This window comes from Coleofasciculus sp. H7-1 (assembly GCF_057473865.1).
Map to the genome: position 1 here is coordinate 1 of NZ_JBYCCT010000030.1, position 16,063 is coordinate 16,063.

The window sequence follows — 16,063 nt, forward strand, 5'->3', positions numbered from 1 at the left end:
AAAAACTCTTTGTTATTCTAAGTCTGAACAAATGCTACGACATTCAATTCGATTACTAATTCATTATCTCAGATTTGGAGATGTTCCAATTCCCTATCAAAATCAAAGAAATCATTTTCGGCTCCCCGATCGCATTCTCGCTCGCATCATACCCTAATTCAGCAACGCCTTTTATTGTTTCTTTGTCAATGTATAAGCCCCAAAATTGAACAATTTTTAATTGACTTGACAAACCCACTTCCAAAGTGGGTGACTTTGCCCTTGCTGGCGAATCCGATATACCTGTTGCTCCAAGCGATGTTGTTCTCGACTGGGTATTCCTAGTAGAATATTGCGACTTTGCCAAACCAATACAGAAGCCGTCATGCCGATGCAAAAAGCAAGTCCCAGTGCTGGCAGTGGATTGTAATAAAGACCGTATCGCACTGCCGCCCAGGTAAAGTATTCCCGCAACAGAGAAATTGGGTAGCGCAAGCCCCAGAGGCTCAAGGGGCCAATAGTAATCCAAAGCAACCAGGCGACCAACCACCTGCCGCAGACAGTCAGCCGGTGTAACCTTTGCACTTGCTGTTGGAAGCTGGGGTCATTGGCAGGGGTGAGGGGGTATGCGTGTTGAGGTTCAGAGGGGCACAGGGGTAGAGGAGAAGTTGAATCTAGGGTTACCTGTACTTCCCCGTCCGGCTCCTCTGCTCCTTTGCTCCCTTGCTCCCATCGATCGTCTCTTGGCTGATTCATTGCAAGATTGCCTCATGCCCTTCAGATTTCATCAGAAGCTTTGGGTTCCGTTGCTGCAATGGCGATCGCTTGACCCGTCCGTTCTCTCCACCAAGCTAAAAGGGTACTCGCAATGAAGATACTGGAATAAGCACCGGCGGCAAACCCCACAATCAGAGCTAAAGCAAAGTTTTTCAGAGTTTCCCCACCAAAGAAAAAGATGGAAAACAAAGTCAGCAACACTGTAAATGTGGTGTTGATAGATCGGGTGAGGGTTTGATTAACCGCGTCCTCGACGATCTGGTTGATATGCTCCCCTGGATTCAGTTTAAGGACTTCCCGAACCCGGTCGTAGATCACCACAGTATCGTTGACCGAGAAACCGATGATAGTCAAGATAGCGACCACAAATAAGCTATCGACTTCAGTACCCAGCACCAAGCTCAAGATGGCGAAAAACCCTAGGGTGATCAAAACATCATGGAACAAGGCAACAAAGGCGAAGAAGGAGTAGTCGAACTGGAAGCGGAAGGTCAGGTAAACAAAAATACCAGCGAAGGAGAGCAAGATAGCCAATAGACCAGAGGCAAACAACTGGCGTCCGAGGGTAGGACCAACCGTGTCTATCTGAGTTTTTTCGGGATCGAAGGGTCTGAGTTGGTTTAAGGCATTTTGCAGCTTGGTGCGCTCTTCGACATCCAACGCTTTGGTGCGAATGGACAAACCCGGCTGAGTTGCCGAGAGAGCGTTCTTGGTTAACGCTTGGATGCTACTGTCACCCAAACCCTGAGCGGCGATCGCTTCCCGAACCGCCGAGATGTCGATGGGTTTATCGCAGTTGTTTGGTTTAGAACAGTCGAGTTCAAACTGCAACCGCGTACCGCCGACAAAATCCAGACTGGGACGTAACGGCGCACCAATCTGCGTCCAGTTGATTGCCATTGCAATCAGTCCACTAAGGATCAGGATGGCAGAAATTGTCCACCAGAGCGATCGCCGTTTGATTAGATTTAGTTTCATGACCCTACCCCAGGCTCAGACTTCCTTGACGCTGGCAAATTTGGACAAAACCATTGTGGCTTGCGTAATTCTGGAAAGCTGATGGCTGTCATGAGCAGGGTGCGACTACAGGTAATCGCTGTAAACATACTCACTAAGACTCCGATTGCTAGCGTCAGGGCAAACCCCTTTACCAAACCCGAACCCAGCCAAAACATAAACCCACAAGCAATCAACGTCGTTACGTTACCGTCCAAAATGCTGGAAAACGCCCGATAAAAACCAGATTCTACCGAGCGATATAAACTCTTCCCGGCTCTTAATTCTTCCCGCGTCCGCTCAAAAATCAGTACATTGGCATCTACCGCCATCCCGATACTGAGAATAAAACCAGCAATACCAGGGAGAGTCAAGGTAACGCCTAGTAAAACAAAGGCAGATAATGACAATAGCGAATAAATGACTAGGGCAATCCCAGCAATTGCGCCCGGTAAGCGGTAATAGACGCCGATGAAAAGTAATACCAAAATCAGACCCCCGATAGAGGCGTAGATACTGCTTTGGATACTATCTCGACCCAGAGTCGCTCCCACAGTACGGTTTTCGATGATTTCCACCGGGTAGGGTAGGGCACCGCCCCGCAGCTGGACGACCAGCTCGTTGGCTTCTTCTAAGCTAAAGTTGCCTGTAATCTCGGCACCTCCGCCGCTGATGCCTTCTTGGGCATACTTCACTTCAACGGTAGCGGCGCTGAGCAGTTCTTCATCTAAGAAGATCCCCAAGGTGCGTCCTGTCCCGGCGATATTTTTGGTTAACTGGGCAAAGCGTTCGCCTCCCACAGCATCAAAGGAAATGTTGACGCTCCAGTTGTCGCTCGTCTGAAAAGGTCGGGCGATCGCTCCCGTCAGGTTTTTGCCCGTGAGTGGGGGTAGGGTGCGCTCAAACAAAGCTGCGATCGCTTGGTTACTCCGCTGGAGAGCTTGCTGATTTTTAGCGATCGCGGCTTCATCTTTCGTCTTTCTCAACTCATCCTGCTTCCCTTTTAATTCCCGTCGCAGCTGTTGTTCAATTTGCAACTGGGTTTCCGAACCCGGCTTTTGTTCGCGGAAATCCAATTGAGCGGTGCCACCCAGCACCCGTTCCGCTTGTTCTGGGTCGCTCACCCCCGGTAGCTGCACCAAAATCTGGTCTTGTCCGACCGTTTGCACGATTGCTTCAGACACCCCAAGACCGTTAATCCGGTTTTCTACTACCTTCTGAACTGCTTCTAAATCTTCTCGCGTGATTTCTTTGCCTTCAGTGGGTTTCACCTGAAGCGTCAGTTGCGATCCCCCTTGAAGGTCTAATCCCAGCCGAATTGGAATCCTGGCAAGCACGGTGACAGAAGCAATCACCAGAACCAGAATTAAGGCTAATAAAGAACGCTGTCTCTGCATACCACGACCCGCAAGAAACAAATGCTATGATAAACCCTTTTGGGCAGGTCGATCCGGATTGATTTTCAGCGGGCATTAGTCCCACGTCATTCGTCATTGGTAATTGACAAGAGACTAGGGACTAAGGACTAATGGCTGATTACACTTGGAGTGCCATCATCTTTTGTACGGCTTCCACAATTTGCTCTGGTTGTACAATCGTCAACCGCTCCAGATTTCCGTTATAAGGTGTGGGGATATCTTGGGAAGATAGCCGCAGGACTGGCGCATCTAGCTCATCAAATAGCCGATCGTTAATTGAGGCTGTCAATTCTGCCCCAATCCCGCCGGTTTTCATGCATTCCTCTACAATAATCACTCGGTGGGTTTTCCGCATAGAAGCACCGATGGTATCGAAATCTAGCGGCTTGAGGGAAATCAGGTCAATCACTTCCGGATCGAAACCTTCCTTTTCCATCTGTTTTACCGCTTGCATGACATGGTGACGCATCCGCGAATATGTGAGGATCGTGACATCCTTGCCTTGCCGCACGACTTCTGCCTTATCTAAGGGCAGCAGATATTCTTCCTCTGGTAAATCTTCTTTCAAGTTGTAGAGGAGAACGTGTTCAAAGAATAAAACCGGATTATCGTCGCGGATGGCAGCCTTTAACAATCCTTTGGCGTTGTAAGGTGTGGAGCAGGCGACAATTTTTAAACCCGGCACTGCTTGGAAATAAGCTTCTAGTCGCTGAGAGTGTTCGGCACCCAATTGACGACCGACGCCACCTGGTCCCCGAATCACCATCGGGATTTTGAAGTTGCCGCCGGAGGTATAGCGCAGCATCCCAGCGTTGTTAGAGATTTGGTTGAAGGCAAGGAGCAAAAAGCCCATGTTCATGCCTTCGATAATCGGTCTTAGACCTGTCATTGCCGCACCTACTGCCATGCCAGTGAAGCTGTTTTCGGCAATGGGGGTGTCGAGTACGCGCAGTTCACCATATTTTTTGTACAAGTCTCTGGTGACTTTGTACGAGCCGCCGTAGTGACCGACATCTTCACCGAGAATGAATACATCTGAGTCGCGTGCCATTTCTTCGTCTATGGCGGCGCGGAGGGCGTTGAAGAATAAAGTTTCTGCCATCGGTAGAGTAGAGAGGAGTTTGATCGGGTCAGATTAGGATTTTAACCTCTTGGCGCTCTAGAATTTTGCTCTTCGATCCGACAGGTCGGCGCAACGCGCGAACTGACTTGTCAGCGCTTCGAAGGATCGCACATCGCTCTCTTATTGGGGAACCGTCGATCGAACCGACAGGTCGGCGCAACGCGCGAACTGACTTGTCAGCGCTTCGAAGGATCGCACTTGGTTCATCGTCAAATCAATCGCAATCTTGACAAATATTTAAAAATATGAATCAACCCGTCTTCGAGAGAGAAAACGGGTTTTTATTGGGGAATTATGATTAATCAACTTACAGCCATACATCTGTAGGGCAAGGCGCATTGCTCCTACCAAACGTTAAAACCGTAATCTTATTCCACCCAGAACAGAACCGCGAATCGTGCAAGTAAAAAGTAGTGAGAGCTACAAACAATTTTTACTTTTTACTTTTGCCTTTTTTTAAAGCAGGCGGAAAATGAAGGGATAACGGTAGGGTTGATCGGGATTACCCAAACAGTGAATAATTGCCAGAATGGTAAGTGCCCAATGAACGGCAAACCCGATAGGCACGAGGATAAAGCCCAACAAACCAAGGGTGATAAAAACTAACAAGCCAATAATCGCTCCATAGAACCAAACATTCAAGTGAAAGTTGATTGCTTCTTTGGCATTGTCTTTCACAACTGGGTCATCGGATACAAATAACATCGCAATGGGTATCCCGATAGACACCAATGTCGTGCTAAAAAAGATCGAGCCATGAGACAGTATCGACAACAACTTCCGCTTGTCCATGTCGTACATCTAAACCCCCTAATGCTTCTGTTGCGTTGCCTTTAGTCAAGACTGTAACACGCGATCGCTCTTGGTGAGCCGCACGCTAGCGAACGGCTTTCCGTACCCGAAAAGTAGAAAATGGTACGATGCTGGGGCGAAGCGATTACGAAATAGAGGCAGACTTTTCCTTACTGACCAAAGCAGTTTGCTGATGTGGCTGCCGAACCGGAATCGCGATCGCCAACTCCGCCCCCTGTCCCGGCACTGAAATACATTGCAAGCTGCCGCCGTGTTTCTCCACCACAATTTGATAACTAATGGACAACCCCAAGCCCGTGCCGCTGCCAACGGGTTTCGTGGTAAAAAAGGGATCAAATAACTTCTGACGTACCTCCTCGGTCATCCCAGAGCCATTATCAGCAATCCGGATGACTATGCGATCGCAGTCTTTGACCTCGGTGCAAATCCGAATCGTAGGGAATGGTTCATTGCCATGAACCATGAACCACGAACCATGAACCTCTTCTAGGGCATCAATTGCATTACTGAGGATATTCATAAATACTTGATTGAGTTGCCCCGCATAACACTCAATTGGGGGCAGATTGCCATACTCTTTAATCACTTCAATCGCTGGGCGTCCCAGTTTCTCTTTCAGCCGGTTTTGCAGAATCAGCAGCGTACTGTCAATGCCTTCGTGGATATTAACAGCCTTCACCTCCGCCTCATCCAAGCGCGAGAAGTTTTGCAACGATAAGACAATTTTGCGGATGCGGTTCGTCCCCACCTTCATTGAGGACAGCATTTTGGGTAAGTCTTCTTGGAGAAAATCCAAGTCAAGGTTCTCCACGACTGCTGCAATTTCGGGAACTGGTTGGGGATAGTATTGCTGATAGAGGTGTACCAGGTGCAGTAGTTCTTCGGTGTATTTGCTGGAGTAAACGAGATTGCCGTAGATAAAGTTGATCGGGTTGTTAATTTCGTGAGCAACACCAGCAACCAACTGACCTAAACTGGACATTTTTTCGCTTTGAATCAATTGAGATTGGGTTTGTTGCAATTCGCGCAGAGTTTTTTCTAGATGAAGTGTCTGTTCTCTCAATTGCGCTTCCGATTTTTGTAAAGCGATTTCTGCCTGCTTGCGTAGCGTAGCGTGCCGCAGGCTTTCGCTAATATCGCGTACCATTACCAAAGCTTCTGATTCTAAGCTACGTGCATATCGAGCCTCATAACCTGTGCAGGTTGCCGTCTAGAGAACTCATTTGATACTCGTAGACTTGAGTTTCACCCGTAGCGATCGCTTTGGATACATTGTACATAGTAGCTTCAGCCAACTCGGTAGGTAACACCTCCCACACGCTTTTCCCCAAAAAGTGACTGGGAGGCATCGCCAGAGCATCTTCTCTAGGCGCTTGGAAGTCCATAAACATCCCATCACCGCCAATCTGAAACAACATATCCGGCAGCGCTTGGATGAAGGCGCGATTTCTCGCAACGCTATCCCGCAATGCCGCTTCTACTTGCTTGCGTTCAGTGATGTCGCTTGCCACGATTACGATCCCTTTACGGCTGCCATCTGGGTTAAACAGGGGCACCTTGGTGACATCAAACTTCTTAGTCGAACCATCAGATAATGGAATCTCTTCTTCGTGATGGCTGATGGTTTCTCCACGCCACGTTCTTTCATCGGATTCTTGACAACCAAAAAGAGCTTCCTGATAAAATTCTGTGTATGCTTCTAGTTCTGCGTCTGTCTTACCCTGATAATCGACGCCTTCGAGCTGAAAAAGCTTTAGTCCTTCTTGATTCGAGATCAGCCAGCGTCCTTCACCATCTTTCATATTCACCACGTCCGGAACCGCATCAATCAGGGTATTCAGCCAGTATTCTTGACTTCGCAGCTGTGCCTCTATCTGCTGACGTTCCTTAATTTCTGATTTCAGTCGGCTGTTGGCTTGCTCTAGCTGGGCGGGACTGGGCAGCGCCAGGATGTTAGGAATCAATGACACCAGTACGATCCCTGTCGCCACAGAAACCGCAGATGTAACTGCTTTCACCAAACCCGACAGCCAATACATCGGGTGCCACAGCGTCCAGATTTCCAACAGATGACCCGTGCCACAGGCGATGATGAAGCTGCCAAACAACAGGAATATCCAATCAAAGGGCAAATCGCCTCGCTTGCGGACAATGTAAACCAACAGCAGCGGAATTGAATAATAAGCCAGTGCAATTAAACCATCTGACAGAATATGCAGCCAAACTAGCCCTGGTTTCCACAGGTAGCAGTGTCCGTGCGGGATAAATTGCCCGGAAGTAAAAAGATGGTGCAAGAGTGATGACATATAGTCTCCTTGGTGTGGCTACTTGTAGCTAGATATCGGTCGCTGGCGGAAGTTGGCACTGGTAGGTCTGCACCGGATAAATTGCAGTTTTGCAACGTTGCAAAAAGGTGGTCGGTTTCTTAGCGTAGAACTTCAAAAAATCTGGCGCGTGCTTACCGCTTTGTATTTTCATTCCTCAGAAGTGCGTAATTTTTCATAGGAAACAAGTGCTAAGGTATATATCCGCTTAAACTTAAATAAGTAGATGGGCTATAAATAAACTGCAACATTAACCTAACCTTTCCTACCTTCTGAGTTCCCCCACAAGTCGGGGCAAGAAGGGCGAGAATTTTTATTGCCGGAAGAGGGATTTCTCCTTCCCTTGTAGGAGCGAAAAGTCTAAACCGAGGAAATCTCCGTTAGCGTTAGTTCCTCGCGGGGCGAGACTCAGAGCTTTTCAACAGACACGGCTAAGGAGCAAGTTCCGGTTAATTTGACCTACCTCCTTAGACAAAACTGCTAGCATTACTGCTGGAATGAGTTAATCTAAATTTTTTATGAAGGTGAGAGTTCTTAATCCGGAATGTTACTGAAAGAGGCTAGAGCGCCCCACTCCAATCGAAACCCTGAAACGAATAAAAGTAAAAAGGTCTCCGGTTTGGGTTGAACAGGTCTGTTGTGTACGGATATACCTTATCGTTTCACAATCTAACCTTTTATAATTTTTGTTGAAAGTACCGAACCAGGCATCCGAATGTTTACTGATTTCCAGTCCCCAGAAGCAACCTTTCAATCTGAAGTACAAGCAGCTGTTGAGCGCAGGCGCAACTTTGCGATCATTTCTCACCCCGACGCCGGTAAAACGACGCTGACAGAAAAGCTGTTGCTGTACGGAGGTGCGATTCACGAAGCGGGGGCGGTGAAGGCGCGTCGGGCGCAAAAAAAGGCGACTTCTGACTGGATGGAGATGGAGCAACAGCGGGGAATTTCGATTACCTCGACGGTGTTGCAGTTTGAATATCACAACTGTCAGATTAATTTGCTGGATACGCCGGGACACCAAGATTTCAGTGAAGATACGTATCGGACGCTGGCGGCGGCAGATAATGCGGTGATGCTGATTGACGCGGCGAAGGGTTTGGAACCGCAGACGCGGAAGCTATTTGAAGTGTGTCGGATGCGAAAAATCCCCATCTTCACTTTTGTGAATAAACTCGATCGCCCCGGACGGGAACCGTTGGAACTGCTGGATGAAATTGAGCAGGAATTGGGATTGCAAACCTATGCGGTAAACTGGCCGATTGGGATGGGCGATCGCTTCAAGGGCGTCTACGACCGACGGCAGCAGCAAATTCACCTATTCGAGCGCAGCGCACACGGCAAGCGTGAAGCCCTAGATACCGTTGTAGACGTGGGAGATCCCCGAATTGAACAACTTCTGGAGCAAGAACTTTACTATCAGCTCAAAGAAGATTTAGAACTCCTCGAAGGCGTTGGCTCAGAACTGGATCTAGACCTAGTTCACCAAGGCACAATGACACCCGTGTTCTTTGGTAGCGCCATGACCAACTTTGGGGTGGAGTTATTTTTGGATGCTTTTCTGGACTACGCCCTCAAACCTGGTGCAAGGCAAAGCAGCAATGGTGCAATTCCACCGACTTACCCAGAATTCACTGGTTTTGTCTTCAAGCTGCAAGCCAATATGGACCCGAAGCACCGCGATAGGGTAGCATTTGTGCGCGTCTGTACCGGCAAGTTTGAAAAAGACATGACGGTGAATCATGCCCGCACTGGCAAAACAGTTCGTTTGTCTCGTCCTCAGAAACTATTTGCCCAAGATAGAGAATCGATTGAAGAAGCGTATCCCGGCGATGTTATTGGATTGAACAATCCTGGCGTCTTTGCCATTGGCGATACGATTTATACGGGTCAGAAGGTGGAGTACGAAGGCATTCCCTGCTTCTCGCCGGAATTGTTTGCTTATCTGAAAAACCCCAACCCTTCTAAGTTCAAACAATTCCACAAGGGCGTCTCGGAATTGCGGGAAGAAGGTGCAGTGCAAATCATGTACTCAGCGGATGAAGGCAAACGCGACCCAATTCTGGCAGCGGTGGGACAATTGCAATTTGAGGTGGTGCAATTTCGCTTGCAGAATGAGTACGGCGTTGAAACTCACATAGAATTGTTGCCTTATAGTGTGGCTCGTTGGGTAGCGGGTGGCTGGGAGGCGTTGCAAAAAGTGGGGCGTCTTTTCAATACGGTGACGGTGAAGGATAGCTGGGGGCGTCCGGTGCTGTTGTTCCGAAATGAGTGGAATTGTCAGCAGGTGCAAGCGGATCATCCAGAGTTGAAGTTAAATTCCGTAGCACCCGTAGCGGCGGGGCAACAACCAGTAGATTTTTAAGAGTCATTCGTCACTTGTTTCCTGACGAATGATGGATGCTCCCCACCCCATTTCAGGCTGAGTTCCACTGTCCTGAAACGGGTAGCCATCTGCAGAAAGAAAATCAAAAATTGACTGAATGATAGGCGATAGCGAAGCGCCGACCTGTCGGTTCGCTGAAGTGGGGGTATCTTGGAAGGAAGCCGAGTGCTGTTGAATTTTTATGGCTTGTGTTCCCAATCCCTCTCTGGAGGCTGGTCTAGCAGCCCTGAAACAGGGAAATTATCCAGATGCGATCGCTCACCTAGAAGGCGTTTGCGAGTTTGAGTTGAGTCAAAAGACAGTCCTACGCGCTCAGATGGGGCTGGTGGTTGCCTATGAACGCACTGGCGAAATCGAGAAAGCGCGATCGCTTTGTCAAACCCTCACTCAAAGCAAATATCCCAAGGTGAAGGACTGGGGAGAGCGGAATTTGGCTAATTTGGTCAACCGTTATCCTCAACTTCAAAAAAAGCCGTTACCCTCACCAACGTCAGATGTAACCGGATTTATTCCCTTAGACCAAACGCCTGCCACTCCACCAGCACAGGGCGCTGCGCCTGCGTCAGATGTAACCGGATTTATTCCCTTAGACCAAACGCCTGCCACTCCACCAGCACAGAGGCTTTCATCAGCTCAACCTGCCTCCGAAAGAGCCAGGGCGAACAGCAGTAAGCCGGTACAAAAAGCAACACCCTCCAGCTCACCTTTAGTACAGGGCGCATTTGTACAGGGCAAAGGGAAAATTGAAGCGGAAAACAACCTAGAGGCAGCCGTCCCTACAGAAGCAGCGATGGCGTCAGATACAGCAGCAGACACAGGGGTCATGTCTGAGACACCATCTGAGACGCCATCTGAGATGCCAATAGATGAGAAAATTCTAGAATCGAAACCCAGTAGTATTGGCTGGCGTCAAGCAGGACGCGCCAAAGGATGGCGAGCAATGCCAGCAGTGAAACCAGAACGTCTGTGGTTGCTTGACTGCGGGACTGCGATCGCGCTTTCTTTAGTAATTCGCGTTTTAGTGCAGTTCGTGATGACGACGACGAACAACTTCCTCGTCAACCTGCCGTTTTTGCAGCCCATCTCAGCTTTTTACGAAGACCCAACTTGGCCTATCGTGACCGTGTTGGTGCTGCTAGCGTGTCTGTCTCCCTGGATACTGGACTTCCTCCTCAAGCAATTTGAGGGAATGCAACCGCTGTCGCTGTCAGCGCTGTCTAAATCCAGCCCAGAAGCAGCCAAGATGCTACCCCGCTATTGCGGACAGCGCCGTTTGCCCGTGCCGACTTTGCGGATCTTACCCATCAGCGCCCCAGTCGCACTTACTTATGGAAATCTGCCTCGCACTGCCCGAATTGTGGTCAGTCAAGGACTATTAGATCAACTGGCAGAGGATGAAATTGCCACAATTTATGCCAGCGAGTTGGGGCACATTGTCCAAAACAAGTTGGTCGGTTTGGTGATGGCAACCGCGATGTTCCTGATTGGAGGCTTTTTCAGCCTGTTGAGGAACTCAGACTGGGCTTGGACTTGCTGGTGGATTGCCCTCGCTTGTTTGCCTTTGGGATTGAATTTGGCAGTGATGTCCCTCGTCATGCTAGTCGCCCAGATTCCTTACATCTTGTACCGGCAAGTAGCGCGGTGGGGAGACCGCTTAGCAAGCCCCCTGCTAAAGGTTCCGGCGGCGGTTGTTTCGGCTTTGAGTTACGGCTTATTTTGGCTGGTTTGCTTTGTGGGTTTGTGGCTGTCGCGGCTGCGAATTATCTACAGCGATCGCATAGCGGCAGACATTACTGGCAACCCAAATGCCTTCACCCGCGCTTTATTGAAAATTACCACTGGCATTGCTGATGTCCAAAAACACCAGTCTACCCGCTGGCTTTTGGAAGGCTTTGAAATGCTTTCGCCAGTGGGATATCGGCAAGCCATCAGCTTAGGTAGCATTCCCTCCCATACGCCTTGGGAATCTGTGTTGCAATGGGACTACCTCAACCCTCATCGCCAGTGGATGGTCATCAACAATAGCCATCCTTTAATGGGCGATCGCCTGTACTTGTTATGCCTCTACGCCCGTCACTGGAAGCTAGAGACAGAACTTGACTTCACTCAAATGTCCGAACTGCGGATTCGAGCATCTTCGCTCAAAACTAAAAAGTCAAAACTTTTGTTACAAGGTGCCCCCTTCTTTGGCATTTTGTTCGGTTTAGCCTTGGGGTGCCTGTTCTGGCTGTTGGGGTGGATTGGCAGTTGGCTGGGAATCCAGCAACTTGCTTGGATACTCGACGATTACTGGACAATTCTCGTCGGTTGCCTGCCGATAGGTTTTAGCATTGGCACCTTTTTGCGAATCAATACTTTCTTTCCAGATATCAAATCTTCCACTCTGCAAACGAACCCCAATCTATCAGATTTATCCACTCGGATCGATGCTTTACCTGTCGATAGTCAGCCGGTGCGTCTGCAAGGAAAACTCTTGGGACGTCAAGGGATTAGCAACTGGCTGGGACAGGATTTAATCCTGCAAACCGACACCGGCTTGGTTAAGTTACATTATTGCTCCCCGCTTGGTTCCATTGGTAATCTCTTGCCCTGGTCAACTCGTCCCTGCGACTTCGTAAATCGGCAAGTCACCGCAACCGGATGGTTTCGTCGAGGCGCGACTCCCTGGATCGACTTAGAAACCCTACGAACCCAAGGCGGCATTACCAGTCTCAGTCGGCACCCTATCTGGTCAACGATTGTTGCCTGTTTAGCTGCGGCTTGGGGAACCTACATTATCTTGTTCGGCATTTAAGGGCAAAAGACCTACCTAAGACAGCGCCTCTTTCGTAGATGCACAAGTTGGCACACGCCAACCGTTTGTAAACAAATGTTGCAGCCTTTGAGAAAAATGTGTTACATTCCTTTACAAGGACGACTAAGTGTATCGAGACGCAGCTTCGCTATCTACGGGATGATTTGTATAGCGTTTCCCGTCTTGGCATCAGGTTTTCCTCCTCCCAACACAGCAAGCTTGACCAGTCGCCGCGAGTGGCTGGTTTTTTTTTAGCATATCAAGAAGCGAAAAGCTGTATGTAAAAAGAGATAAGTTAAGCGATCGCGCTTCTCTAGCCTCAATAGTCAAAATATTTAGTTCCTTTGTAAATATAGCAATCCTATTTAAGTTGTGCGTGAGTATTCGCCTTAGTGTAGAGACGCGATTAATCGCGTCTCTACAGGGAGAGTGCAAATCATTTAGGATTGCTATAGCAATCCTAGTTCATTCGTGAATTCATCTATTTCTCTTCCTTTGTGTTCTCTGTGGTTCCTTGACAGAAGTTCATTATTCTGCCGCCTGCTAAACTTAGGTAAACAGAACACAGGATGCTAATCATAAGGATTTTGGAAAACTACTGATTTTATATTACTAAAAATCTAAGTACTAATAATTAAATAAAGAGTAATTTCACAATTTATAACACTGAATTATTTAGCTTGTATAAACTCATTTTAAGAGGAAAACCAGCTTGTTGACTATCTAACGGAAGCTGAATTCGTAGAGAGCAATACCTATAGTGCCCATTATTCCACTGTTCGCAATTTTTAATCTCTGACCGCGATATTTAAACCGAACTGTAACCGCGCGATCGCTCCTAGTGCATCATCTACTTTATTCAGATTAAAATGAGCTGATAGACATCTTTAATTCTGATGCTAAGATGTTAGACATCACCTAATTTAGGAGAGTTGGTTGATGAAATCCTCAAAAGTTATTATAGGAATTTTATTAAGCCTAACCTTATTAGGAGTCGGGGCGAGAGAGCTAGGACTCCAAAAAATGCCAAGTGATGTCAGTCAAGGTGAGAAGTATAGCGATCGCTATGTTGCCTTTGTGTTTCCGAAGCTAGTTCGGGAAGTTCAAATAAGGCTGAACCTGGTGAAGAATCCAGGGGAAATCAAGCATGATTTAAAAGAATTTGCTCCGAAATATCAAGAACTGATTGCAGCCGCCGGTCGAAAAGCCGACGAAAACCTGGCTAACGCGCCAAGAGACGCAGCCTTTGCCGAGCGATTCTGGGCTGAGAAGAAACGTATTTTAAAAGCAGAGTACGGAATCGATTGGAAATCCCCAGCCGAAATGAATCCAGAAGTCGTTTTTGATTAATCGAGAGCTACGCATGGTAAGACAAAGCTAAAATAGAGCCGAAGTGTTGCAATTATCTGCAATCTGTAAGCTCATGACCACTGCTGCTCCGGTTAAAACTCAGTACGAAGCCATTATCGGTCTGGAAACTCACTGTCAACTCAGTACCGAAACAAAAATTTTCTGTAATTGCTCCACCGAATTTGGTGCGACTCCCAACCAGAATGTCTGTCCAGTGTGTATGGGAATGCCTGGAGTATTGCCGGTGCTGAATCAAAAGGTGCTGGAGTACGCGGTTAAAGCCGGTTTGGCTCTCAACTGCGCGATCGCTCCTGATAGCAAATTTGATCGTAAGCAATATTTTTATCCCGATCTGCCCAAAAATTATCAAATTTCTCAATACGATTTGCCCATTGCCGAACACGGTTCGCTGGAGATTGAGCTAACTGACGCCGATGGCAACCCCATCCGCAAAAAGATTGGCATCACTCGCCTGCACATGGAAGAAGATGCTGGGAAATTGGTTCATGCGGGTAGTGAAAGACTCTCCGGTTCTACCTATTCTTTAGTAGACTACAACCGCACCGGCATTCCCTTGATTGAAATTGTCTCCGAACCTGATATCCGTTCGGGGGTTGAAGCTGCTGAATATGCCCAAGAAGTGCGCCGGATTGTCCGCTATCTGGGCGTCAGTGACGGCAATATGCAAGAAGGTTCGCTGCGCTGCGACGTGAATATCTCCGTGCGTCCGGTTGGTCAGAAGGAGTTTGGCACGAAGGTCGAAATCAAAAATATGAACTCCTTCAACGCCATCCAACGGGCGATTGATTACGAAATCGACCGGCAAATTGAAGCCATTGAATCTGGTGAGCGGATTATTCAAGAAACTAGGCTTTGGGAGGAAGGCAGCCAACGCACAGTTAGTATGCGGACGAAGGAAGGCTCTAGCGATTACCGCTACTTCCCAGAACCCGACCTGACTCCCATGCAAGTTCCCGCCGAGCAATTGTCTAAGTGGAAGTCGGAACTGCCGGAACTGCCAGCGCAGAAACGTCATCGCTACGAAAGCGAATTGGGTTTGTCTGCCTACGATGCTCGCGTGCTAACCGACGATAAATCGGTGTCGGAGTATTTTGAAGCGGCGATCGCTGCCAAGGCGAATCCCAAGCAAGCGGCTAACTGGGTGATGGGTGATATTTCTGCCTATCTCAACACCGCTAAACTGAATATCGCTGAAATTGCCCTCAAACCCCAAATTCTCGCGGAACTCATTTCCTTAATTGAAGATGGCACTATCAGCGGCAAAATCGCTAAGGAGATTCTGCCAGAGTTGCTGTCTAAAGGGGGTTCTGCAAAAGAACTGGTGGAGAGCAAAGGAGTCAAGCAAATCTCCGACAAGGGTGAGCTGGAAAAAATCATCAATGAAGTTCTAGCGGCAAATCCCAAAGAGCTGGAACAGTATCGCAGCGGTAAAACCAAGCTGCTGGGTTTCTTTGTTGGGCAGGTGATGAAGCAAACAGGAGGTCAAGCTGATCCGAAACTCACTAACCAAATGATGGCTCAGAAGTTGAACAGTTAGTTAGACAAGCAAAAACATACAGCCTTGCGGAGTAGTCAAGCGCCGACTCCGCAAGGCTGAAGCCCAGGCAACGGGTGACGGCAGAAAATGTAGCAGATGGGGGGCGATCGCGTAGCAGAAATACGCATCCGCTACATTTGCCTCACAACCCGTTGCCTGCAATATGATTGGGAATTATCTTCGTCTTCACTTCACATAAAACCGAGGAAACTTCACGAAAACAACATGCATCAGGGGTGACACCCCTCATCCCCAAATGATATATTTTGTTTAGTAGATGCACCCTGATGATCGGGAGAGTCGCCCAAGTGGCTCTCCTTTTTTTTATGGATATTCGCTGTCGGTCGGTTGCAGTTGATCGCGGTTTTCGGATTGAATGCACCTTTGAGATGTTCACCCTTCAGATCCCCGACTTCGTCAGGACTCGCCGCACATCACCACATAGTAAGGGCAACCACAGGGGGATTGAACCCGAAAAAACGCTATATGTAGGGCTTGCTGAATAAGTAATGGAAAACCAGGAGAAGGATGGATTAGTTATTCAA

General features: G+C 48.3%; 11 protein-coding genes and 2 pseudogenes. 6 read left to right on the forward strand and 7 right to left on the reverse strand.

Annotated features, from left to right (window positions below; genetic code table 11):
* Positions 1-157, forward strand: a pseudogene (locus tag AC2VDX_RS08030) (IS1 family transposase); the annotation flags it as partial.
* Positions 158-216: 59 nt separating this feature from the next.
* Here the strand turns inward: AC2VDX_RS08030 and AC2VDX_RS08035 are convergent.
* From AC2VDX_RS08035 to AC2VDX_RS08065, 7 genes and pseudogenes are all read right to left on the reverse strand, one after another.
* On the reverse strand, positions 217-633 hold the full coding sequence (locus tag AC2VDX_RS08035; protein WP_378177448.1) for a hypothetical protein: 417 nt from the start codon (positions 631-633) through the stop codon (positions 217-219).
* 123 nt (positions 634-756) lie between these two features.
* Positions 757-1,734, reverse strand: coding sequence for a protein translocase subunit SecF (secF, locus tag AC2VDX_RS08040; protein ID WP_378177412.1), 978 nt, complete (start codon positions 1,732-1,734; stop codon positions 757-759).
* Positions 1,731-3,149, reverse strand: a complete 1,419-nt coding sequence (secD, locus tag AC2VDX_RS08045) for a protein translocase subunit SecD (RefSeq protein WP_378177415.1) — start codon at positions 3,147-3,149, stop codon at positions 1,731-1,733. The genes secF and secD overlap by 4 nt, the downstream gene beginning before the upstream one ends.
* A 139-nt stretch (positions 3,150-3,288) precedes the next feature.
* The gene (locus AC2VDX_RS08050) at positions 3,289-4,272 is read right to left on the reverse strand and encodes an alpha-ketoacid dehydrogenase subunit beta (protein ID WP_378177418.1); all 984 of its coding nucleotides are present in this window, start codon (positions 4,270-4,272) and stop codon (positions 3,289-3,291) included.
* 477 nt (positions 4,273-4,749) lie between these two features.
* Positions 4,750-5,094: a DUF4870 domain-containing protein gene (locus tag AC2VDX_RS08055; protein WP_378177421.1), complete on the reverse strand. Its 345-nt coding sequence runs from the start codon at positions 5,092-5,094 to the stop codon at positions 4,750-4,752.
* 136 nt (positions 5,095-5,230) lie between these two features.
* Positions 5,231-6,292 (reverse strand): annotated as a pseudogene (locus AC2VDX_RS08060) (sensor histidine kinase); the annotation flags it as partial.
* Between the two features lies 1 nt (position 6,293).
* A complete protein-coding gene (locus AC2VDX_RS08065; protein WP_378177427.1) occupies positions 6,294-7,412 on the reverse strand; it encodes a PAS domain-containing protein in 1,119 nt (372 codons plus the stop codon).
* Between the two features lie 733 nt (positions 7,413-8,145).
* On the opposite strand from AC2VDX_RS08065, the gene prfC reads away from it, so the two are divergent.
* The 5 genes from prfC (at position 8,146) to AC2VDX_RS08090 (ending at position 16,024) form a co-directional block, all read left to right on the forward strand.
* Entirely contained in the window at positions 8,146-9,795 is a 1,650-nt protein-coding gene (prfC, locus tag AC2VDX_RS08070; protein ID WP_378177433.1) for a peptide chain release factor 3, read from the forward strand.
* Positions 9,796-9,997: 202 nt separating this feature from the next.
* On the forward strand, positions 9,998-12,610 hold the full coding sequence (locus AC2VDX_RS08075; RefSeq protein ID WP_378177436.1) for a M48 family metalloprotease: 2,613 nt from the start codon (positions 9,998-10,000) through the stop codon (positions 12,608-12,610).
* A gap of 939 nt (positions 12,611-13,549) precedes the next feature.
* On the forward strand, positions 13,550-13,960 hold the full coding sequence (locus AC2VDX_RS08080; RefSeq protein WP_378177439.1) for a hypothetical protein: 411 nt from the start codon (positions 13,550-13,552) through the stop codon (positions 13,958-13,960).
* 73 nt (positions 13,961-14,033) lie between these two features.
* Positions 14,034-15,518: an Asp-tRNA(Asn)/Glu-tRNA(Gln) amidotransferase subunit GatB gene (gene gatB, locus AC2VDX_RS08085; protein WP_378177442.1), complete on the forward strand. Its 1,485-nt coding sequence runs from the start codon at positions 14,034-14,036 to the stop codon at positions 15,516-15,518.
* A gap of 308 nt (positions 15,519-15,826) precedes the next feature.
* On the forward strand, positions 15,827-16,024 hold the full coding sequence (locus AC2VDX_RS08090; RefSeq protein ID WP_486928136.1) for a hypothetical protein: 198 nt from the start codon (positions 15,827-15,829) through the stop codon (positions 16,022-16,024).
* Positions 16,025-16,063: the final 39 nt, after the last annotated feature.

Coding starts and splice junctions, on each gene's coding strand:
- secF (WP_378177412.1), bottom strand. CDS start 1,734: ATGAAACTAAATCTAATCAAACGGCGATCGCTCTGGTGGACAATTTCT.
- secD (WP_378177415.1), bottom strand. CDS start 3,149: ATGCAGAGACAGCGTTCTTTATTAGCCTTAATTCTGGTTCTGGTGATT.
- AC2VDX_RS08050 (WP_378177418.1), bottom strand. CDS start 4,272: ATGGCAGAAACTTTATTCTTCAACGCCCTCCGCGCCGCCATAGACGAA.
- AC2VDX_RS08055 (WP_378177421.1), bottom strand. CDS start 5,094: ATGTACGACATGGACAAGCGGAAGTTGTTGTCGATACTGTCTCATGGC.
- AC2VDX_RS08065 (WP_378177427.1), bottom strand. CDS start 7,412: ATGTCATCACTCTTGCACCATCTTTTTACTTCCGGGCAATTTATCCCG.
- prfC (WP_378177433.1), top strand. CDS start 8,146: ATGTTTACTGATTTCCAGTCCCCAGAAGCAACCTTTCAATCTGAAGTA.
- AC2VDX_RS08075 (WP_378177436.1), top strand. CDS start 9,998: ATGGCTTGTGTTCCCAATCCCTCTCTGGAGGCTGGTCTAGCAGCCCTG.
- AC2VDX_RS08080 (WP_378177439.1), top strand. CDS start 13,550: ATGAAATCCTCAAAAGTTATTATAGGAATTTTATTAAGCCTAACCTTA.
- gatB (WP_378177442.1), top strand. CDS start 14,034: ATGACCACTGCTGCTCCGGTTAAAACTCAGTACGAAGCCATTATCGGT.